Origin of the sequence: Pseudomonas sp. KT_2_4 (assembly GCF_041410225.1) — a bacterium.
GTDB lineage: Bacteria > Pseudomonadota > Gammaproteobacteria > Pseudomonadales > Pseudomonadaceae > Aquipseudomonas > Aquipseudomonas paracarnis.
Genome location: NZ_CP166962.1, coordinates 5080537 through 5100283, shown reverse-complemented (window position 1 = coordinate 5100283; position 19747 = coordinate 5080537). Strand labels below are relative to the sequence as shown.

The following is a 19747-nucleotide window of genomic DNA, read 5'->3' as shown; positions in this document are numbered from 1 at the left end:
AAAACGGAATTTGGCCAGTGGTCAGGCAATGCGAACTAATCCCGACACCGGCCGTCAATGACTGCATGTTCTTATCAGGCGGTAACGCACCATGGACAATCCTTTTCAGATCATCACCGACACGTTCAGCCCCCAATACCGCGTCAACCTGAGCATTCAACGGCTGGACGGCAGCATCATGCTCACCCTCTCGAACGAGACCGGCGTAGTGGCCAAGCGCATGATCAGCGCCGAACAACGCAACGACCCGCAGCGCCTCAGGCGCCTGGTGCAAAGCATCCAGTTCGGCATCGCCATCGAACAGGGCCACAGCGCCGTGGAAATCCTGGAGCTGATGACGGACGGCGACAGCCACAAACTCCTGCAGCGACCGCCCGCCCGCACCCTGCCCTTCAGCGTGGGGCTTTAAAGCTCGCCTTTCTCGGTCTCAAGGCTCGCCTCGCCCTTGCGACGCGGGCTTTCGACCTTCACCGAAGGAAAGGCAGACGACGCGTAGCGCACCACCAGGATCGCAAACGCCAACAGCAGAATCCCGCCGCACAGGTAGATGATGCCCAGATCCGGCGGGTTGTGATGAGACACGTTGGAGATCAGCAAACGCGTGAGCGCGGTAATCGCCACGTAGATCAGGAAGCGCACCGGCATGTGGTTGGTCTTGAAGTAAATCCCGACCATGGCACCCAGTTCCAGGTAGATGAACAGCAGCAAGATGTCATCGATCTTGATGTGCCCGTTCTCCAGCATCCCCAGAAATTCCATCACCGCCGCCCATGCGGTCACCGCACCAATGGCGAACAGCGCCAGGTAATGGAACGACTCGACAAACAGATTGCCCAGGGACTCGGCTAGCCCGTGCACTTGCTGGCGCAGCCTTTCGGCCCAGTTGATTTTCACGATGATGCTTCCTTAGGTCGATTCGACCGGATAATGCCGGTTGGACGTGACGGTTGTTCTGTATGCAGAAACAAGGCCAGAGGGCAGGCATGAGATGATGACTGGCTAGCATGAGGCACGCAGGAGGATGAGCAGAGTAGATCTTTTGCTCATCCGAAAAACGAAAACTTCAAGGATATCGCTGGCGTGCGTGTAAAACCGAGAGAATCCGAATATTGTCTGTCACTTTGTATACAACCAGATAATTCGGATGTACCACCATCTCTCGTGTTCCGCCGATTCTGCCGGGGCGGTAAAGATGGGGTCTGCGCGAGAGGGCAAGCACTGAAGCTTCGATTGATCGCTTAAGCTCAAGCGCTGCTACAGGATTACGATGACTGAGGTACTCAATAATTTGCCGGAGTTCTACCCGCGCTGCGGGCAGCCATTCAATCAGCATCGCCTTTCTTGAGTTTAGATTCGATCAGCGCTTGCATCTCGGCCATCACCTCGTCGTGAGGAATGCCAGGGCTTGGGTCATCAAGAGCGGCCTGCACTCTCGCGCGAAACCAGCGGTCGTAGCTGTCAGCCTGCTCTTCGATATCTGCTTGGATACCTGAGGAAAAGGAAGTGTCCATAAAAGCCTCCGTTGTTGATGTAAAAGGAGTCTAGTCGCTAGCGTTTTCGCTGTCGTGCTCCCGGCGATGAAGTGAGTAACAGAAAAAATCCGTGTTCACCAATCACTTTTTAGACCGTCCCCACAGGCGTGGGAACGATCAGATCATGGCATCAAGCTGGTGCAATTTGCTCCAGCGCTCGATCGACCAGCAGACCGCCCATTTCAATCAGTTGATGAATCGCCAGGACCAAGCTTCGCTGTGGACCATCAAGGTCGAATGCCAGGGTACTGGCCATCTCACGGGCGCTGTTCAAGGTTTCGCTGGCGTTTGCCAGCAAGGTTTCTGTATCAGCTTCAGGAGTGACACTGAAAAGCACTGACTCGGTAGACGGGGGGGTGGGTGTGTGTTTCTTCATCGACTAGTTCCTTAGTTAAGAAACCATCACCGTCTGCCGCCAAGCAGATTGGGTGACGGATTGCACAAGGTTGGCGGACCGGTAAGGAACAACCCGGCACCCCGAAGGGTCCATGCGCAACCCGCCATAAAAACAAGAGTGCCGTGTAAAAACCCAGCAATCTCATAGGGGGTCGTTGCGCTTCCTTGGTGGGCCGCCAAGCCCGCTCGCTGCAAATGCAGCGCCCGAAGAAGGTAAGCCACCGGACAATTCCAGCGCAACCCCGGCAAGTTGTCAGAAATTTCCGGTGTAGCAAACCCCCATTTCCCAACTACATTAAAAACCTACTACCCAAACCCCGACGTTTGGCTTATCCTTTTCGCTGTATATAAATACAGTAGTCGCAAAAGACAACTATCGTGAAGGCATGTGAGGTGGTGAATGGCCGTCGAAGTGGTATACCGCAGCAGCCGAGATCTGGAGCGTTTGTTCATGGATAAAGCCGAAGCTGACCGTCATGACAAGATGCTTGAACTCGCTGAGTTGCTGGCAGAGGTGTTGCAAAAAGCCGTGCCGTCGTTGAGCGAGCAGCAGGTGGAGGAAGCCGGGATTTACATGGCGAAGAACCGTGATGTATTTGCCAAGGCGTTCAAGAGCCAACCGGACGCGCTGTCCGAGTTGCTGAACCCGGCAGCAGAGTAAAGCCCGAATTGAACAGGCCCTGAATCATGGATTCAGGGCCTTTTTAATGCCTGGCCTATTTGTACAGCAAGCGTTCGGCCAGTTCATCGGCCACCCGCGCGGGGGAGCGTTTTTCGGCTTGGGCGTGGGCAAAGATTTCGGTCAGGCGGCTGCCGATGTTCGACAGGTGTGCGGTGATGCCAGGCAGGTCGGTGCCGGCGTGTTTGAGGGCGACGTAGATCAGCCCGCCAGAGTTGATCACGTAGTCTGGCGCGTAGAGGATGCCGCGGCCTTCCAATTGGTCGGCGATGTCCAGGTTGGTCAGTTGTGCGCTGGCGGCACCCGCCACGGCGGCGCAACGCAACTGGCCGACGCTGTTACGGTTGAACACGGCGCCGACGCCGCACGGTGCGAGGATATCGCAGGGGGTGCTGAGCAAGGCGTCGTTGGCAATCGGGTGGGCGCCCAGTTGCTCCATGGCCAGTTGCACCTTGCCGTGGTCGATATCGCTGACCAGCAGTTCGGCACCGGCGGCGTGCAATTGTTCGGCCAGGGCATAACCGACATTCCCCAGGCCTTGCACCGCGACGCGCAGGCCCTCGAGGTTGTCGCTGCCCAGGCGCGCCATGGCGGTAGTGCGGATACCGGCAAACACCCCCATGGCAGCATGAGGGGCGGGGTCTCCGGCGGCGGTGGTGCTGGTGACAAAGCGAGTGTTCTGGGCGATGCAGTCCATGTCGGCAACCGAGGTACCGCTGTCGATCGAGGTGATGAAGCGGCCGTCGAGTTTTTCCACACAACGGCCAAACGCCTCGAACAGCGCCGCACGGCTTTCCACGTGCACGGGGCGGATGATCACCGCCGTGCCGCCGCCCACCGGCAGCCCGGCCAGTGCCGCTTTGTAGCTCATGCCTTGCGCCAGGCGCGCGGCATCGGCCACGGCGGTTTCATCATTAGGGTAAGCCAGGTAACGACAGCCACCCAACGCTGGGCCCAGGCGACTGTTGTGGATGGCGATGATCGCCTTCAAGCCGGTCACCGGATCAACGCTCAGGTGCAGCGATTCAAGGCGGGTGCTGTGCATGAGCGCAAACATCAATGAGCTCCCGAATCACTTCTGGTAGTGGGCCAAGTATAGGCTTGCGGCAGAAAACTGCTGGATTGCGCTGGAATAAGCCGCGCGTTTTCGTGGGATCTACGACATAAGAGTTTGGGATATCTCTCAAGATGCTGGACGAAAATTCGCAGCAAGGCTAAAACGGGGGCATACGCCGGAGAACTCAATGAATCCCCGCACAGCCTTTTTCGCCTGCCTGGACCGTTCACCCCCCGCGCTGTTTGAAGCCGCGTTGTGGATTGCTGCCGAGCATGACGCCAGCGTGCAGCCCGCGTTGATCCTGCACGACCTTGGTGCGCTACAACAACAGGTGAGCCTGGGCATGCCCTTGCTACCGGCGGATGAACTCGGCCAGCCGCTACTGCGGCGCATGAATGACCTGGGGTTTGCCCAGGATGACCATACGCCGTTGCGCCCCGCCGCCGCGCTGCTGGACAAAGTGCTGCAACGCAAACGCGGGCAACCCTTGGCCATGGGCCTGATCGCACTGGAGATGGCACGGCGCCTGGATATCCCCATGGTCGGCGTGAACTTCCCAGGGCACTTCCTGCTGCGGGTACCGGGAGCCGATCACCTGTTGGACCCTTGCGGCGGCCGGCGCCTGTACCCCAACGACTGTCGCGAGTTGCTGGCGCGCCAATATGGGTCGAAGCTGAAATTGCAGGCCGACCACCTGCTGACCGCCGAGCCACGGGCCATCCTGCAACGGCTGTCGCGCAACCTGCGCCAACTCTACCTTGCCAACGACGAGCCACTGGCCGCCCTGGTGGACGCCGAGCGCGTACTGGAACTGGGCAACGCCAGCGCCTCCGACTACCTGGCGCGGGCCAGCCTGTATCAACGCCTGGACTGCCCCAGCGCCGAACGCTTCGACCTGGAACACGCGCTGCTGCTCAGCGACGACCCGATCCAGCGCTTGCGCCTGACCGAGCGGCTGGGGCATCTGCCGCCCAACTCAGTGGTGCACTGACCCCACTGTAGGAGCCCGCACTTGAATAATCAGCAACGCTGCAATCACCGCCGGAATCGCGCAAAAAAAGAAAATCTGCTCGACCGGTATATGCATCGCCAACAACAGGCTGCCAAACAGCGGCCCTAGAATCGACCCGAATCGCCCCACACCCAACGCCCAGCCTGTGCCGGTGGCGCGCACGTACGCCGGGTAGAAGTTGCTCGCGAAGGCATTGAGGGTCAGTTGCCCGCCGATGATGCAGAACCCGGCAGCGAACACGCAGGCCACCAGGTAGCGTGGGTTGTCATGGTTCAAGCCCAGCAGGACGGTGCACAACGCTGCCGCCGCCAGCACGCTGGACAGCAACCTTACTTTGCTTTTCAGGCGGTCGGCAAACCAGGCCATGAGAATGGCGCCCAAGGTGCCGGCGAACAGGAACATGGAGGTGACCAGGTTGGCTTCGTTCAACGCCAGGCCGCTTTCGAGCAATAGCGACGGCAACCAACTGATCATGAAATACAGCAGGATCAGGCTGACGAAAAAAGTCGCCCAGATCAGCAGCGTCGGGCGCGCGTAGCCGTTGCGAAACAGCTCCACTACCGTCAGTTTGCTGCCTTGCTCCTTCAAGTTTTCCGCTTCGGTCGCGGGCGGTGGCTGCCAGTCGGGCAGCATCCGCGCCGTGACTCTGCGCAAACGCAGATAGGGCGGCGCATCGCGCAACAGGCGCGGCAAGGATTCGGGCAACAGCCACACCAGGAACGGGAACAGCAGCAACGGCGTCACACCGCCGGCCAGGAACACCGCCTGCCAGCCAAAGCTGTCGATAAACCCCGCCGCCACGAAGCCACCCGCCGCGCCGCCGAACGAAAAGCCACAGGCGGCCAGGGTCACCATCAAGGTGCGCAGGCGTGGCGGCGAATACTCTGACATCAACGCCATGGCACTGGGCATCGCACCGCCCATGCCGATGCCGCAGATAAAACGCGCCGCCATCAACGTGGTCAGGGAGTTGGCGAACACCATCAATACCGTGAGGCTGGCGTAGATCAGCACGCATGCCAGCAGGATACGTCGCACGCCAAACCGATCCGCCAGCGGCGTCACCAACAGCGAGCCGAGGGTGAGGCCCAGCAGGTTGGCGCTGAACACGGGGCCAAACGCGGATTTTTCCAGGCCCCAGTCCTGAGCCAGCGCCGGCACTACATAGCCCAACACCTGGGCGTCGTAGCCATCGGTGACCAGTAGCAGTGCCAGCAGCAGGAGAATCAACCATTGGTAGCGCGACACCGGACGGGCGTCGAGTGCCGCACGAAAGCTGGCTATCTGATTGTGCATCGCAAGGTACCTTTATTTTTTATTAGGTTGGTGCGATCAAATGTGGGAGGGGTTTACCCCAATGCCAGTCAGTTAAGCGCGAATCCCCTGTGGGAGCGGGCTTGCCCGCGAAGGCGGTGTGACAGTCACCGCATCTGCCACTGCACTAACGCTTTCGCAGGCAAGCCAGCTCCCACATTTGATCTTCATGGCTGTGAGCATTGCGCTCGCTTAACTGAACGGCATTGGGGCTTCCCCCCCTCCCACAGGGGGCCTAGGGTGTGTCAGGCTGACTGGCGGGGTGGGCCTGCACGAAGGCCGGATGTTGGGCCGCCAATGCCGCCACCCGCCCAATGCGTGGGTACGCCGCCAAGGGCACCTTGAAACGCTCGGCCGCGTACAGCTGTGGAATTAGAAACGCATCGGCCAAGCCCGGCTGCTCGCCAAAGCAAAACCCGGTGTCGCCAATCAACTGCTCCACCGCGCCCAGGCCCTGGCTGATCCAGTGTCCGATCCACTCCAGCAATTGCGCCTCATCGTGCCCCCACTTGCGCAGCAAGTTCTGGGTGCTGGAGTTATGCAACGGGTGGATATCACAGGCGATGATCGACGCCACCGCCCGCTCATGAGCGCGCGCTACCAGGTCTTTGGAGAGCAACGGCACCTGGGGATAACGCTCCTCCAGGTACTCAATGATCGCCTGTGACTGGATCAGCAACGCCCCTTCATCAGTACGCAATGCCGGCACGCGCCCTTGAGGGTTGATCGCCAGGTATTCAGGCTGGCGGTTGGCGCCGCCGGCCGGCACCAGCAGGTTGACCGGCAGCGCGGTGAAATCCAGGCCTTTGAGGGCCAGGGCAATACGTACTCGATACGACGCGGTAGAACGGTAGTAAGTATAGAGTTCCATGGCCCTGCCCTCTCAGCGCGCCGCGACCACGGTACCGCGGCATTCGCCGAAGCCGATGGAGGCAAAGCCCTCGCGGCTGCAACGGGCACGCAGGATGATTTCGTCGCCATCCTCGAGGAATTTGCGCACCTCGCCGGAAGCCAGTTCAATCGGCTTTTTACCGCCTTCGGTAATCTCCAACAGGCTGCCAAACTGCCCCGGCTGCGGGCCAGACAACGTGCCCGAACCAAACAGGTCGCCGGCCTGCAACTGGCAGCCATTGACGCTGTGGTGCGCCACCATTTGTGCCACGGTCCAGTACATATGTTCGGTGTTGCTCAAGGTCAGGCGATGAGCGGGCAGGTTTTGCTCACGCATCGAGGCCGTGGTGAGCAGCACTTCCAGTTCGATATCAAAGGCGCCCGCGTTCTGATCGCGCTTATCCAGCAGGTATGGCAGCGGTTGCGGATCACCTTCAGGGCGCGGCGGCTGGGCTTTGCGGAAGGGCTCCAGGGCTTCGGCAGTCACCACCCACGGCGAGATGCTGGTGATAAAGCTTTTCGACAAGAACGGCCCCAGCGGCTGGTACTCCCAGGCCTGGATATCCCGCGCCGACCAGTCGTTGAGCAGGCAGAAACCGGCGATATGCTCGGCGGCATCACCAATGGCAATCGCATCGCCCATGGCATTGCCCTGGCCGATCCAGATGCCCAGCTCCAACTCATAGTCCAGGCGCGCGCAGGGGCCAAAGGTCGGTTCGGACTGGCCGGCCGGCAGGGTCTGGCCTTTAGGGCGTCGCACCTCTGTACCCGAGGGACGAATGGTCGAGGCACGGCCATGGTAACCAATCGGCACGTATTTGTAGTTCGGCAACAGCGGGTTATCGGGGCGGAACAACTTGCCGACGTTTTGCGCGTGCTCGATGCCGACGTAGAAGTCGGTGTAGTCATTGATCTTGGCCGGCAGGTGCATCTGGCAATCGGCGGCACGGTGCAGCACGTGCGCTTCGCGGTTTTGCAGCTCGCTGCCTTCGGCCAGCAGTTCCAGCAGGCGCTCGCGCAGCGCAACGCGAGGGCCACGGCCCAGTTCGAAAAACGCGTTCAACTGCCCGCCCGCAGTGGCTTCGACGGCGCGTCGGGCTTCGCCCTCAAACGCGTCCAGTGCGGCATGCAGGTCGAGAATCGCATCGCCAATCGCCACGCCACTGCGCGGTGCCGAGCCATTGATACTGAACACGCCCAGGGGCAAGTTCTGCAGGGGGAAATCGGCGTGGCCGTTGGCCGAGGATACCCAGCTGCGGGTCTGCGTTGGTTGAGTCATGGGTTATCTCCGATTCGGGTTGAAGGTGGCGGGCAGCGCAGCCCAGCACGCGTCGTAAGCAGGTTGCAGTTGTGGGCACTCCAGGGCGAACTGTGTCGGGCGCAGCACTTGGCTGGTCTCGAACATGAACGCCATGGTGTTATCGATCTTGTGCGGCGCAAGGTCCGCGTTGATGGCCTTGGTGCAGGTCTCGCCATCCGGGCCGTGGGCGCTCATGCAACTGTGCAGCGATGCGCCGCCCGGCAGGAAGCCTTCGGCCTTGGCGTCGTAGGCGCCCTGGATCAGGCCCATGTATTCGTTCATCAGGTTGCGATGGAACCACGGCGGCCGGAAGGTGTTCTCGGCCACCATCCAGCGCGGCGGGAAGATCACGAAGTCGAGGTTGGCCAGGCCATGCACGCTGGTGGGCGAGGTCAGCACGGTGAAGATCGACGGGTCCGGATGATCGAAACTCACCGTGCCAATGGTGTTGAAGCGACGCAGGTCGTATTTGTACGGCACATTGTTGCCGTGCCAGGCGACCACGTTGAGCGGTGAATGGTCCAGCTCGCAGGCCCACAGTTCGCCGAGGAACTTCTGTACCAGCGTAGTCGGTTGCTTGAGGTCTTCGTAGCGGGCCACCGGCGTAAGAAAGTCGCGGGGGTTGGCCAGGCCGTTGCTGCCAATCGGCCCCAGGTCAGGCAGACGCAGCGGGGCGCCGTGGTTCTCGGCGACGTAACCGCGTGCTTGCGCATCCAGCAGCTCGATACGGAACTTGAGACCACGGGGCAGCACGACAATTTCCAGCGGCTCGACATCCAGCACGCCCAGTTCGGTGGCGATGCGCAGGCGGCCCTGCTCGGGGACGATCAGCAGTTCACCGTCGGCATTGAAGAACACGCGCTCCATGGAGCGGTTGGCGCGGTAATTATAGATGCTGATGCCCGCTGGTTTTTCCGCCCCCGAATTGGCGACCATGCCCACCAGGCCGTCGATAAAGTCCGTCGGCTCACTCGGGATATCCAACGGGTTCCAACGCAAGCGATTCGGCGTGACCGCGCCCAACGGGCCACCGGCCAATTGCCGCGCAAGCTTGACGAATGCCGGGTGGTTGGCCGACGGCTGGATGCGGTAAAGCCAGGTGCGACGGGCTTCGCTGCGGGCCATGGTGAAGGCGGTGCCGGAAAACAGTTCGGTGTAGAGGCCGTAAGGGGCTTTCTGCGGCGAGTTCTGGCCAACCGGCAGCGCGCCGGGCAAGGCTTCGCTGGCGAATTCATTGCCGAAGCCCGACAGGTATTCGAGGTTCATGGATCGTCCTCTGAGGGTCAGTTGTATTTATCGTAATCCAGTTACGCATAACGTAATTTGATCACTATCGACCGTCAAGCTATAAAGACGCCCATTCATCTCTCGGATTCTCGCCCTTCCATGGAAAAGCCTCGCGACACCGGTAAACAGAAAGTCCGCTCGGCGGAAGTCGGCACCGATATCCTCAAGGCCCTGGCCGAACTGTCCCCGGCCACCTCGTTGTCACGCCTGGCCGAACATGTGCAGATGCCGGCGAGCAAGGTGCACCGCTATTTGCAGGCCCTGATCGCGTCGGGTTTTGCCGAACAGAACGCAGCCACCAACCATTACGGCCTGGGCCGGGAGGCATTGCGAGTGGGGCTGGCGGCGCTGGGCAGCATGGATGTGTTGAAAGTCGGCGCCATGCCCCTGGCAGAGCTGCGCGATGAATTGAATGAAACCTGCTTTCTGGCGGTGTGGGGCAACCAGGGCGCGACCGTGGTGCAGATCGAGCCGGCAGTGCGCGCCGTTACCGTGGTGACGCAACTGGGCTCAGTGTTGCCGCTGCTCAGCTCTTCCACCGGGCTGGTGTTCAGCGCTTATCTGCCGTCACGGGAAACTGTAGAACTGCGCGAACGCGAGGTTCAGGCCGGCACCGCCCACAGCTTGGCGGACGATCAGGCCTATGCCAGCGTGTGCGAGCAAATCCGCCGCCGTGGCCTGCACTTTGTGCATGGCTTGCTGATGCCCGGCGTGGATGCATTGTCGGCGCCGGTGTTCAATGCGGTCGGGCACGTGGCGGCGGTGATGACCGTGGTCGGCCCAACCTCGCTGTTCCATGCCGATGAAGATGGCCCGGCGGCGCAGCACTTGCTGGCGGCGACCCGGGCCGTGAGTTGGCGCATGGGCTATCAGCCCTGAATCACTCGTCGCTGCGCGCCAGCGCCACTGCCACGTGATCCTCGAGCGCCTTGACCTGGGCGCCGGCCACCACGTAGTTGTTGGTCAGCATCGAAAACACCAGCTTGCGCCCGCCGGCGTCGGTGATGTAACCACTCAATGACGACACGCCGCCCATGGAGCCGGTCTTGGCGTGCAGGTTGTTTTGCGCCTGCGTGTCGCGCAGACGATAGCGCAGGCTGCCGCCGGTCATGCGGTCGGTGTTGCCGGCAATCGGCAGCGCGTTGTACCAGGCGTCGAACCACGGCTGTTTGCTGGCGGCCAGCAACAGGTCGGTGAGGGTTTGCGACGACACCAGGTTGCGCCGTGACAGGCCGGAGCCGTCGACCTGGTTGAACGTGGCGGTGTCCAGCCCCTGACGCTTAAGGAACCCGGCCACCGCCACAGCGCCCGCCGCTGCCGTGCCGCTATTGGCGGTCTGGCGCCCCATGGCCTTGAGCAAGGCTTCGGACATGTTGTTGTTCGAAAGCTTGAGCAACGGCGTGATCAAATCCTGTAACGGCGCCGATTGGTGCTCGGCCAGCACCGTTACCGCCGTCGGGCTTGCCCCGCCCATCACCCGACGCCCCTGTACGGTGATGCCCTGTTGCGCCAAGGCTTGTTCAAACAGATTCGCGACCAGTTGCGTTGGCTCCCAGACGCTGACCAATTGCTGGCTCTGCTTTCCCGGCGCCACTGCGCCACTGAGTTGCAACAGGTTGGTGCCATGGCGACGGTTGATCCCATAACTGTTGCCCGGCCCACTGATGGCACGGTTGCTCAGTTGCAGGTAATCAGTAGGCGGGAAAATATCGACACTCACCGGGGTGCCGGCCCGTAACGGCGCCTTGGCCGTGACCAGCACACTGCCTGCATCAAAGTCCGCATTGGGTGCCACAGTCAGCGCCGAAATCTGCGCGCCGTAGTAGGTGGTTTCATCGTCATGGGACCAATCCACCCCCAATCGCTCAGCATCGAACCAGGTGTCGTCGAACACCAGATCGCCCTGTACCTGGCGTACGCCCTGGCTGGCCAACTGCGCGGCCAGCGCCTGGTAGTCGGCAAACTGAATGCTCGGGTCGCCCAGGCCACGCAGGTACAGGTTGCCGGTCAGGCGGTCGCCCTGGCGTATGCCGTTGCTCAGCAGTTGGGTGGCGAAGCGGTATTGCGGCCCCAGCACATCCATGGCCGCCGCCGTGGTCAACAACTTGAGGTTGGACGCGGGCACCAACCGGGTGCGTGGGTTGTGCTGATACAGCGTGGAGCCCGTGCGGGCGTCACGTACCATCAGCGAGACCGTAGCACCTTGCAGCGCCGGATCGCTCAGCAGTTTATCCAGGGTTGCCGGCGTGGAAGTTTGGGAGACGCTGGCGCAGCCGCCCAGTAAAAAACTCAAACCGACCAGCAGGGTGCCGGTGCGTAACCATTTTCCAAAGTACATCAGTAGCGTTTTCCATAAGCATGCAATGGCGGCAACGCTAACAGCTCGCTATCAATGTGGCGACCGCTTTCCTGTGGGAGCTGGCTTGCCTGCGATGCAGACAACTCGGTGTATCAGGCAAACCCGGTCGATGCCATCGCAGGCAAGCCAGCTCCCACAGATAAATGAATCAGAAGGTCAAGGTGCTGGACACCGACACCTGCCGCGCATCGCCCATGGACACAAACTGCGTATTCACCGAGGACGTGTAGTAGGTACGGTCGAACAGGTTTTTCACGTTGAGCTGGAACTTGACCTTCTGCCCCTCAAGCTTGGTGTCGTAGCTGGCGAACACATCAGCCACGGTGTAGCTGGGCAGCTCGAAACTGTTGGCCGCGTCCCCTGCCCGCTCGCCGACATAACGCGCCCCGGCGCCGACGCGCAGTTGATCACCGCCCAGGATGCTGCCGAAGTCATACACCGCCGACAACGAGCCGGTGCTTTTTGCCACATTCTGCAGGCGATTGCCTTTGAGCTTGGGGTCTTCGGTGACCTCGGCATCGGTGTAGGCATAGCTGCCGATCAGGCTCCACTTATCCGTCAGCTGGCCGCTGGCATCCAACTCCAGGCCGCGAGAGCGCACTTTGCCGGCCACGCTGTACTCCGAGGTCAGGCCCTCGCCTACCTGCACCAACACGTTGCGTTTATCGATGGTGAACAGCGCCGCACTGGCAGTGATGCGCCCCGGCAGGTCGAACTTGGTACCCAATTCCCAGGCCTTGGATTCTTCCGGCTGCAAACTGCCGTTCAACACGGTTTTATTGGCCAGTGGCGCGATGGTGGAGTTGGGCTTGAACGACTCGGTATAGCTGCCATAAAACGACAGTTCATCGCTATAGCGATACACCAGCCCAGCCCGCGGCACCCACTTCTGGCCATTGCCGTCGGTGTTGGCGGTGAACGGCACGCCTTTGCCGGCGTATTGGTCGTACATCTGGTAACGCGCACCGCCGACCAGAATCCATTGCTCGTTGAGATGGATGGCATCCTGGAAGAACAACGAATCGCTGCGCAGCAGATCGGTCTGGTTGCTGTCCGGCGCGCTGACTTTGGAACCGGCGACTTCGTTGCCGTACACCGGGTTGTTGTAATCGAAGCTGCCTCGCGGTGCCTGGCGGATCAGGTCGGCGCGGTAGATCTTGCGGTACTCATCGTCCAGGCCGAACACCAGGTCGTGCTGCATACCCGCAACATCGACCTTGCCTTCGAGGCTGGCGGTGGCGAAGCGGTCGGTGGTCAGCGCGCCCTGAGTGCCGTCCATGCTGCGGGTCAGGGTGCCGTTGGGGTTGACCTTGACCACGCGCACCTGGCTGGCGTCGTAGGTTTCGCGGTTCCAGCTGTAGCCGAAGTGGGCTTTCCAGTCGTCGTTGAGATCATGATCGACAGTCAAGCGGTACAGATCGGAGCGGCCTTCCATGTTGTTGAAAGGCTCATCCAGACGGCGGGTGGCGGGGATGTTCAACGGATGGTTGGTCTTGGGATCGATGGCGGTGCCCCGGTCGAACGGCGCGAGAAATGCGCGATGCTCATAGGCTAGCACCACTTGGGTGGTGTCGCCGTACCAGGCCAGGGACGGCGCCACCAGGGTCTCGCGGTGGGTGCCGTAGTTGCGCCAGTAGTCTTCGTCTTCATGGTCGACGATCAGGCGATAGGCCAAGCCACTGTCACCGAAGGGGCCGGTGGTATCGAGGTTGCCGCCGCTGCCATTCTTGCCGCTGCCGAAGGTAGAGCCGCGCGCTGTCAGGGAGGTGGACTGCACCCGTTCAGGCTTTTTGCTGACGATATTGACCACACCGCCCGGGTCCTGGATGCCATACAACAGCGATGACGGGCCCTTGAGCACTTCGACACGCTCGGCGGTAGCGTTCAACGCCCGGCCCTGCACCACTGGCATACCGTCCTTCATGATCGAGCCATTACGGTTGTCGCCGAAGCCGCGCAACATCACCGCATCCTGGGTGCTGCCCAGGGTATTGGACTGAGTGATGCCGCTGATATTGCCCAGCGCATCATCCAGGTTGCGCGGTTGTTGGTCGCGCAGCACTTGAGCCGGGACTACGTTGACGGTCTGCGGGGCTTCCAGCAGCAACCCATGGGAGCGCATCACCGAACTGGTCGGCGGCGGTTGGTAGCTGGTGCTGTCCTGAGCGAGGTTGGTGCCGCTGATGGTAGTAGCGCCGAGGTTGACCGCGCCATCGGTAGGCACCGGCTCCAGCGCCAGGGTTCGGGCGTCGATCTGGCGGAAGGTGAAGCCGGACTGGCTCAACAGACGTTGCAGCGCCTGGCTTGCAGTCATCGGCCCGCTGACCGCCGGGGCATTGAGGCCGTAGGGCGCTTCATCGGTGTAGATCACGCTGATACCGGTGATCCGGCTGAACTCGCTCAGCGCCTGAGGCAATGGCTTGGCCGCCAGGGCAAACTTGAATTGAGTGCTTTGCTGCTCCTGCGCCTGGGCAATGCCAAGCGGCAACAACGCCAGCCCCGATACCGCTAATGCCGAGGCTCCCAGCCACTGTTTGATCCAACCGCCCGCCGTCGACTTCATGCTGTGAGAATCCGTGTAAAAAACGCTGTTAATGCGAATTGATCGCAGTTTCAAGCATTACACGGATGGGCCGAGGGTTTACCTCACCTTTTTTATGCAAATAACTTTTTTTAGCCGCCCTCGCGTACTCAGGAGGCGTTGGTGGGGGAGCCACTTGCCGCCAGGCACTCCTTGGCGCTCTTTTTCAACTTCTTGATCAAGCGTTCCTGACGCAACGCTTCGCCTTTGCTCGCGCATTGCTCGGTATACACCAGCGCCACCGCAGGGCTGGAGAGGAAAAAACGCGCCCCCTTACCGCTCTGGTGCTTGGCAAACCGGCGCAAAGGATCGTTGCTGATGCCGCAATACAACGAACCATTGGCGGCGCGCACCAGATAGACAAACCAGGGTTTTGGCTCAAGAGTATTCACAAGTTGATTCGGTTAACGCAAGGGAGCGCCCAGTCTATCAACGCCCGCTCTGAAATACCTTCAGGCCTTTATTGGCCTGCGCGCGCACGGCGTTTTTCACCAGCGGCGTCCACCCCAGCAACAGGCCCTTGGCACCCAAGGCCTGGCGCGACCAACGCCACAGGTCAAAATGGTCGTGATGCTCGCAGATCTTGCCGTCGCGAAACACGAACCGCGCCTGGATATCGTTGACCACCGTATTGCCCGTCGCACTGAACAGATACGTCGCCACCCAGTGGGCACTGCCACCCGTGTCATCGCTGCGCACTTGATCGAACACCAGGGAAAAGTCCTTGGCTCGCGTGGTGAGCATGCGCCACATGTCGCCGGCATCCCGACCGCGCAATTCGCCAAATGCCGGGTCGCTGAACAGCACATCGTCGGTGTAGCAGGCCGCCATGGCTTCGGCATCCAGCCGCTGGAAAGCGCTATAGAACTGGGTGATCAGGGCGTTGTGGGCATCACTCATGGGCAGGTTCCGCACAATGAACAGGGGGCTGAACAATAGTCCGCGTTACAGCAGAAAGCTATGGCTTTACCCGTAAGGAATGCGTGATGCCCCACAGCGTTAAAGGTAGACGACGTCGAGCGTAGCGCTACCGTCTATGTAAACTTCCTCGGCAATCGGCAAATCCCTCTTGCCCGTCAGGGTCGTGGCAACGCCCACTTGCGCACTGAATCTGGTCATTGGAAAAGGCGCACTACTGCTGTCGTGGGCGGTACGCATCCAGCCTGGCTGCCACGTCGAACGGTCGGGTGCATTCACCCAGGTATTACCAGTCGGGGACTCGATTAAACCAACAGGGTTATCGTCGGCGGTAGCGTTAGACGTTGACAGTTCGTACCAACCGATTTTCTTCCCGGCGCTGGTCAGGCCCAGACCAAAACGTGAAAGGTCTTGCGGCTGAGTTGGATACGTGGGAATTGCAGTGCCCGGGCGATTATCCGTGCTCTTGACGGCCATCAGCACCGGCGCATCACAGGCCACCTCGAGCTGCAGCGTGGCCTTTGGAAGTACTTTATAGCCAAACTCCGGGAAGTCCTGAATCGAGATTTTGTTATGGTCCACTACCCCATCACCGGACAATGTGGGTGTACAGGCGGAGGGCGTGATCACACCGACGACACTGAGGTCCACACTGGAGGCGGCCATTGCATTGGAAACACCGGCCAGCACAAACGCGGCGGTAATAAGTACACGAGAGGGATGCATATAAGCGCTCACTTGCGGTCGTTCAACTACACAGGACAAAAGGCACCTGCACGTGCGCCATCAACCTGCATGTTCGACTCATCTAATAGACTAGGGATTTGGGGACGGCCATCGCACATATTGCAAAGGCACCGTGGCTACTTTAAAGACCGCCTCTTTCAAACCCCATACAACTAATACGAATTGAAAAAAACACCGGTTAGTTTCAGCCTCGTCATAAAACTGTAACTTTCTAAGGCACCATTCCCGCATCTCGGGCGTAAGCAAACAAGTCAACGTCGGTAGAAATACTCAACCGTTGCATGGCGGTGCTTTTCTGCTTGCTGATAGTTGAAATACTGCGATTGACCTGTGCTGCGATCTGGCTGACGGTCATGCCGCTGGCCAGCATCCGCACCACCTCGCGTTCCTTGCCCGACAACTGCGGCTCTTGGGATTGATCGCCCGTTCCCGCCTCAACCAGTTGCACTCGCAGGCATTCGCTGGCAAAGGTCTGCCCGGCGCACACCGCCTTTATGGCCAGGGGCAACTCCCTGGCCGAAGCGCTTTTGGCGACAACCGCCTTGGCACCATGAGCGAAAGACGCGCGCAAGGTGGCGACGTTGGCGAACATGGTCACCAGAATCACCGGCAACTTCGGATACTGGCGATGCAGCAGCCCCAACAAACCATAACCGTCAGCGTGCTGGCCGCCCGGCATGGCGAAGTCCGTGACGAGCACATCGCACGGGGTGGTGCTCAATACCCCAAGCAACTGATCAGGACCGTCGGCCTCACCCACCACTTTGCACTTGCCATTCGCCTCAATCACGACTTTCTGCCCGACTCGGACAATAGGATGATCGTCAGCAATAATTACTCGAAGCATAGATACCCACGCATGATGGCAACTTGGACCCGCGCAAAATACCTCCGCCAGCGCCCATCAACAACTGCTAACAAAGAGCTGCTTGCAGCCGCGCCCAATATTCAGTAGTGGGTATTTTTTGGACTACAACACAATAGGAAAGTACCTACAACCAAAACTAGGCAGTCAGCAGCACTTACAACCCCGGCGGGTTCTTGCTTCAAATGCTGGACAGGTACTCAAGACAGACACACAAGCGTGTCTGGAACACGTCCAAATCCCTGCTGTGTGCTGCAACTCCATCGGTCTGCACTTGCTTGATCAACTGTGTAGCGGTGATTTCAAGGTCGCAACTCCCCAAAAACACCAGGCTGCCAACCAAGCGATGGAGGCGCTCCGCAGCCAGTGGCGCATTCAGTGTCGCGCAGGCATGACGCAAGACACGGTGGTCCTCCCATGCTTCGATCAACAGGCTTTCGAGCAGCGAGTCAACAATCAGGTCGCTGCCAAACGTCGCAACCAGCGTGGCACGTGTTGGCCAAACGGCGCACGGCAATGTGTCCTGCCGGTCGGGTTGGCCAGCATCACCGCCTGGCAACCAGCGCACCAACAGGGCATGCAGTTGTTCCAGGGTCAGCGGTTTGAGCAGCCAGGCATCCATTCCGGCGTCAAGACATCGCTGAGGGCTGTCGTTCTGCAGGTTGGCGGTCAAGGCAATGATCGGTACCCGTTTCAAACCGTGGTCGCGCTCATGCTGGCGAATGGCACGGACCATACTGTAGCCATCCATGAACGGCATCTGGCAATCGCTGATCACCAAGTCAAAGGGCCGGCTGGTGAACGCGACCAGGCCCATGAACCCGTCGGCGACCAACTCGTGCCCCAGCCCCAGCTTCTGTAACAGCCATCCCAACAACAGGCGGTAGGCGGAGTGATCCTCTACGACCAGGATATTCAACTGTTGCCAATGACGCGGTACGGCAACAGGCGGCTTGAGTGTCTGGCTCGCTCCTGCGGTTGAACCTGAAAGCGAACCCATCAGTACCTCTTCGTGACTATTAATCCGGCGGCAATCCGCAGCACTGGTGCAATAGCCAAAAAGGCCTATTCGGCAGCAACGATCGCCACATCCATTTGAATGTTATCGACCTGAAACAAATAACCTTTTGAGCAATTAAAAGCCGATACAACAACTACGAAAAAATCCACTGGCTCATGGCCGCCGCGCATCAGGCCAATGTCGTATTAGTTGTATTTCCAACGTGCCACCCCCTGGCTAAATTGGGCCCACCCCAAAAGAGGGACGGTTTGCCACTCGGCAGCCGCGAAAAAATCGAGAGCGCCACTCGGCAAACCGCCCGTCCATGTCGGGTCGGACGCTGCCCTGCACGCGCCTCCATCTGCCAGCCTGCAATGGAAAAAATTGAAATGAAGATCCGTATATCTCTGCTGAGCAGCGCCCTGCTGCTGGCAATGACTTCGTCTGCGTTCGCCGCCAGCAGCGTGGACCTGACCGTCAAAGGGGTGATCACTCCCAGCGCCTGCACCCCCAACCTGCCAGGCGACATTGATTACGGAAAAATCGCAGCGAAGGATCTGAGCCCCGACAGCCATACCTGGCTTGAGCATCGGACACTGAAACTGAGCGTCAACTGCGATGCGGCGACGCTGTTCGCCATCCGCACCGTCGACAATCGGGTCGGCTCGTCAACCATCGGCACCTTTGGCCTGGGCTTGACCGATGAAAACGAGAAGCTCGGTGGGTTTGAGCTGTCGCTGCTCAGTCATACCTCTGAAACGCCCTCCACAGCATTGATCCAGTACCCCTGGAGCCCGACATGGACTGTGCTTTACCCGGATGACGGGGTCACCCCCAACACATTGGTAGGTTTTGGCGGTCGCAGTGATAGCGGTTGGGCCCCGCAGCCACTTCAGGACGTGGTCATGGACATCTCCGTACGTGGCGCCATTGCACCTACCAATACCCTGACACTGGACAGCGAGGTGGCAATGGACGGTTCCGCGACCTTCGAAGTCAACTATCTGTAAGGGGCTTCTTCGATGAAGCTCTGCCTAGCCCTACTCGGCAGCGTCCTGTCGCTGGCGGCGAGCGCCCGCCTATTGGCCGCCAGCACTGTGGATAAGCGTCCAGGCCCGGGCACTGTAGAACGCTTGTATCTGTAACTCCCTCTAGAAGATTCAAACCACCCCCAGGAGATCCATTCGACCATGAAGGTACTCACGTTCAGCCTGACAGGCGTGTTGCTGCTCTGCCCGCCAGCATTCGCCAACAGCAACACCGAGTTGCTGGTCCAAGGCGTCATCACCCCCAGCGCCTGCGCCCCGGTGGTCTCCGGCGGTGGCATTGTCGACTTCGGCAAGGTGTCGGTCAAAGACCTCAATACCCACACCTATACCGATTTGCCCAGGGAAACCATGCTCTTGAGCGTGCGTTGCGACGGGCCGACTTTTTTTACCCTCAACACCATCGATAACCGCCCGGGTACGGCTGCCAGCCACTTCAGCTGGCACGGCCTGGGCACCACGGCCAACGATGAAAAAGTCGGCGACGCCGGGCTTGGCCTCTATAACCCGGTGGCCGACAACGTATCGGTGCGCACCATCACTTCAAGGGATGGCGGCACGACCTGGATGCCCTCCGTGATGCTCAGTCACACCTTGCTGACGGCGGTCGCCAACAACGACGACGTGACCCCCATTGCGATCCAGGAACTGGACGCCGAGATACGCCTGATCACCCACATTGCACCCGCCAACGACCTGACGCTTACCGACGAAGTCCCCATCGACGGTCACGCCACTGTGCAAGTCAATTACCTCTAAGGAG

Annotated in this window: 23 protein-coding genes; 7 read left to right on the top strand and 16 right to left on the bottom strand. The window is 60.1% G+C overall.

Translation table 11 applies throughout. The annotated features are described in order from the left end of the window. Positions 1-91: 91 nt before the first annotated feature. Complete coding sequence (locus AB9N64_RS23500) at positions 92-409, top strand: DUF3509 domain-containing protein (RefSeq protein WP_014717053.1); 318 nt, start codon at positions 92-94, stop codon at positions 407-409. On the opposite strand, the gene AB9N64_RS23495 is transcribed toward AB9N64_RS23500, so the two are convergent. From AB9N64_RS23495 to AB9N64_RS23480, 4 genes are all read right to left on the bottom strand, one after another. Further along, positions 406-894, bottom strand: a complete 489-nt coding sequence (locus tag AB9N64_RS23495) for a phosphate-starvation-inducible protein PsiE (protein WP_014717052.1) — start codon at positions 892-894, stop codon at positions 406-408. The two genes, AB9N64_RS23500 and AB9N64_RS23495, sit on opposite strands and share 4 nt — an antisense overlap. Positions 895-1063: 169 nt before the next feature. Continuing rightward, positions 1064-1333, bottom strand: a complete 270-nt coding sequence (locus AB9N64_RS23490; RefSeq protein WP_014717051.1) for a type II toxin-antitoxin system RelE/ParE family toxin — start codon at positions 1331-1333, stop codon at positions 1064-1066. Continuing rightward, positions 1323-1511: a hypothetical protein gene (locus AB9N64_RS23485; RefSeq protein ID WP_014717050.1), complete on the bottom strand. Its 189-nt coding sequence runs from the start codon at positions 1509-1511 to the stop codon at positions 1323-1325. Before AB9N64_RS23485 ends, AB9N64_RS23490 begins: the two co-directional genes overlap by 11 nt. Positions 1512-1662: 151 nt before the next feature. Then, positions 1663-1908, bottom strand: a complete 246-nt coding sequence (locus AB9N64_RS23480; RefSeq protein ID WP_014717049.1) for a DUF6124 family protein — start codon at positions 1906-1908, stop codon at positions 1663-1665. 420 nt (positions 1909-2328) lie between these two features. On the opposite strand from AB9N64_RS23480, the gene AB9N64_RS23475 reads away from it, so the two are divergent. Beyond that, positions 2329-2589, top strand: a complete 261-nt coding sequence (locus AB9N64_RS23475) for a YebG family protein (protein ID WP_003188807.1) — start codon at positions 2329-2331, stop codon at positions 2587-2589. Between the two features lie 55 nt (positions 2590-2644). On the opposite strand, the gene AB9N64_RS23470 is transcribed toward AB9N64_RS23475, so the two are convergent. Continuing rightward, positions 2645-3664, bottom strand: a complete 1020-nt coding sequence (locus AB9N64_RS23470; protein ID WP_014717048.1) for a Glu/Leu/Phe/Val dehydrogenase dimerization domain-containing protein — start codon at positions 3662-3664, stop codon at positions 2645-2647. Between the two features lie 187 nt (positions 3665-3851). Between AB9N64_RS23470 and AB9N64_RS23465 the strand changes: the two genes are divergently transcribed. Further along, a complete protein-coding gene (locus tag AB9N64_RS23465) occupies positions 3852-4655 on the top strand; it encodes a SirB1 family protein (RefSeq protein ID WP_020301219.1) in 804 nt (267 codons plus the stop codon). Here AB9N64_RS23465 and AB9N64_RS23460 read toward each other — a convergent pair. The 4 genes from AB9N64_RS23460 to hmgA form a co-directional block, all read right to left on the bottom strand. Further along, complete coding sequence (locus AB9N64_RS23460) at positions 4641-5972, bottom strand: aromatic acid/H+ symport family MFS transporter (RefSeq protein ID WP_236466062.1); 1332 nt, start codon at positions 5970-5972, stop codon at positions 4641-4643. The two genes, AB9N64_RS23465 and AB9N64_RS23460, sit on opposite strands and share 15 nt — an antisense overlap. Before the next feature lie 253 nt (positions 5973-6225). Next, on the bottom strand, positions 6226-6861 hold the full coding sequence (gene maiA, locus AB9N64_RS23455) for a maleylacetoacetate isomerase (protein ID WP_032903326.1): 636 nt from the start codon (positions 6859-6861) through the stop codon (positions 6226-6228). A gap of 12 nt (positions 6862-6873) precedes the next feature. After that, positions 6874-8160: a fumarylacetoacetase gene (fahA, locus tag AB9N64_RS23450; protein ID WP_019817645.1), complete on the bottom strand. Its 1287-nt coding sequence runs from the start codon at positions 8158-8160 to the stop codon at positions 6874-6876. Between the two features lie 3 nt (positions 8161-8163). Continuing rightward, positions 8164-9447: a homogentisate 1,2-dioxygenase gene (gene hmgA / locus AB9N64_RS23445; RefSeq protein ID WP_020301221.1), complete on the bottom strand. Its 1284-nt coding sequence runs from the start codon at positions 9445-9447 to the stop codon at positions 8164-8166. A gap of 120 nt (positions 9448-9567) precedes the next feature. Between hmgA and AB9N64_RS23440 the strand changes: the two genes are divergently transcribed. Next, positions 9568-10347 carry an IclR family transcriptional regulator gene (locus AB9N64_RS23440; protein WP_014717042.1) on the top strand — a complete coding sequence of 260 codons (780 nt, stop codon included), beginning with the start codon at positions 9568-9570 and terminating at the stop codon, positions 10345-10347. 1 nt (position 10348) lies between these two features. Here AB9N64_RS23440 and dacB read toward each other — a convergent pair whose 3' ends face one another. The 7 genes from dacB to AB9N64_RS23405 all read right to left on the bottom strand — a co-directional run bounded on the left by dacB (position 10349) and on the right by AB9N64_RS23405 (position 17938). Next, positions 10349-11806 carry a D-alanyl-D-alanine carboxypeptidase/D-alanyl-D-alanine-endopeptidase gene (dacB, locus tag AB9N64_RS23435; RefSeq protein WP_371359687.1) on the bottom strand — a complete coding sequence of 486 codons (1458 nt, stop codon included), beginning with the start codon at positions 11804-11806 and terminating at the stop codon, positions 10349-10351. A gap of 169 nt (positions 11807-11975) precedes the next feature. Beyond that, positions 11976-14390 (bottom strand): TonB-dependent siderophore receptor, encoded by a 2415-nt coding sequence (locus AB9N64_RS23430; RefSeq protein WP_371359686.1) that lies wholly within the window; start codon positions 14388-14390, stop codon positions 11976-11978. Between the two features lie 128 nt (positions 14391-14518). Further along, complete coding sequence (locus tag AB9N64_RS23425; RefSeq protein ID WP_102666713.1) at positions 14519-14800, bottom strand: GIY-YIG nuclease family protein; 282 nt, start codon at positions 14798-14800, stop codon at positions 14519-14521. Between the two features lie 37 nt (positions 14801-14837). Continuing rightward, a complete protein-coding gene (locus tag AB9N64_RS23420) occupies positions 14838-15308 on the bottom strand; it encodes a nuclear transport factor 2 family protein (protein WP_020301224.1) in 471 nt (156 codons plus the stop codon). A gap of 99 nt (positions 15309-15407) precedes the next feature. Then, a complete protein-coding gene (locus AB9N64_RS23415; protein WP_371359685.1) occupies positions 15408-16052 on the bottom strand; it encodes a DUF1120 domain-containing protein in 645 nt (214 codons plus the stop codon). A gap of 232 nt (positions 16053-16284) precedes the next feature. Beyond that, entirely contained in the window at positions 16285-16920 is a 636-nt protein-coding gene (locus AB9N64_RS23410) for a response regulator transcription factor (RefSeq protein WP_014717036.1), read from the bottom strand. Positions 16921-17119: 199 nt separating this feature from the next. Beyond that, entirely contained in the window at positions 17120-17938 is an 819-nt protein-coding gene (locus tag AB9N64_RS23405) for a response regulator (RefSeq protein WP_236466066.1), read from the bottom strand. Positions 17939-18327: 389 nt separating this feature from the next. On the opposite strand from AB9N64_RS23405, the gene AB9N64_RS23400 reads away from it, so the two are divergent. Genes AB9N64_RS23400 through AB9N64_RS23390 form a run of 3 tightly spaced genes read left to right on the top strand, consistent with a single transcriptional unit; the run spans position 18328 to position 19743 of the window. After that, positions 18328-18948: a DUF1120 domain-containing protein gene (locus tag AB9N64_RS23400; RefSeq protein WP_201915604.1), complete on the top strand. Its 621-nt coding sequence runs from the start codon at positions 18328-18330 to the stop codon at positions 18946-18948. Between the two features lie 12 nt (positions 18949-18960). Next, positions 18961-19083: a hypothetical protein gene (locus tag AB9N64_RS23395; protein WP_268938955.1), complete on the top strand. Its 123-nt coding sequence runs from the start codon at positions 18961-18963 to the stop codon at positions 19081-19083. Positions 19084-19128: 45 nt separating this feature from the next. Then, positions 19129-19743, top strand: coding sequence for a DUF1120 domain-containing protein (locus AB9N64_RS23390; RefSeq protein ID WP_032903332.1), 615 nt, complete (start codon positions 19129-19131; stop codon positions 19741-19743). Positions 19744-19747 lie beyond the last annotated feature (4 nt).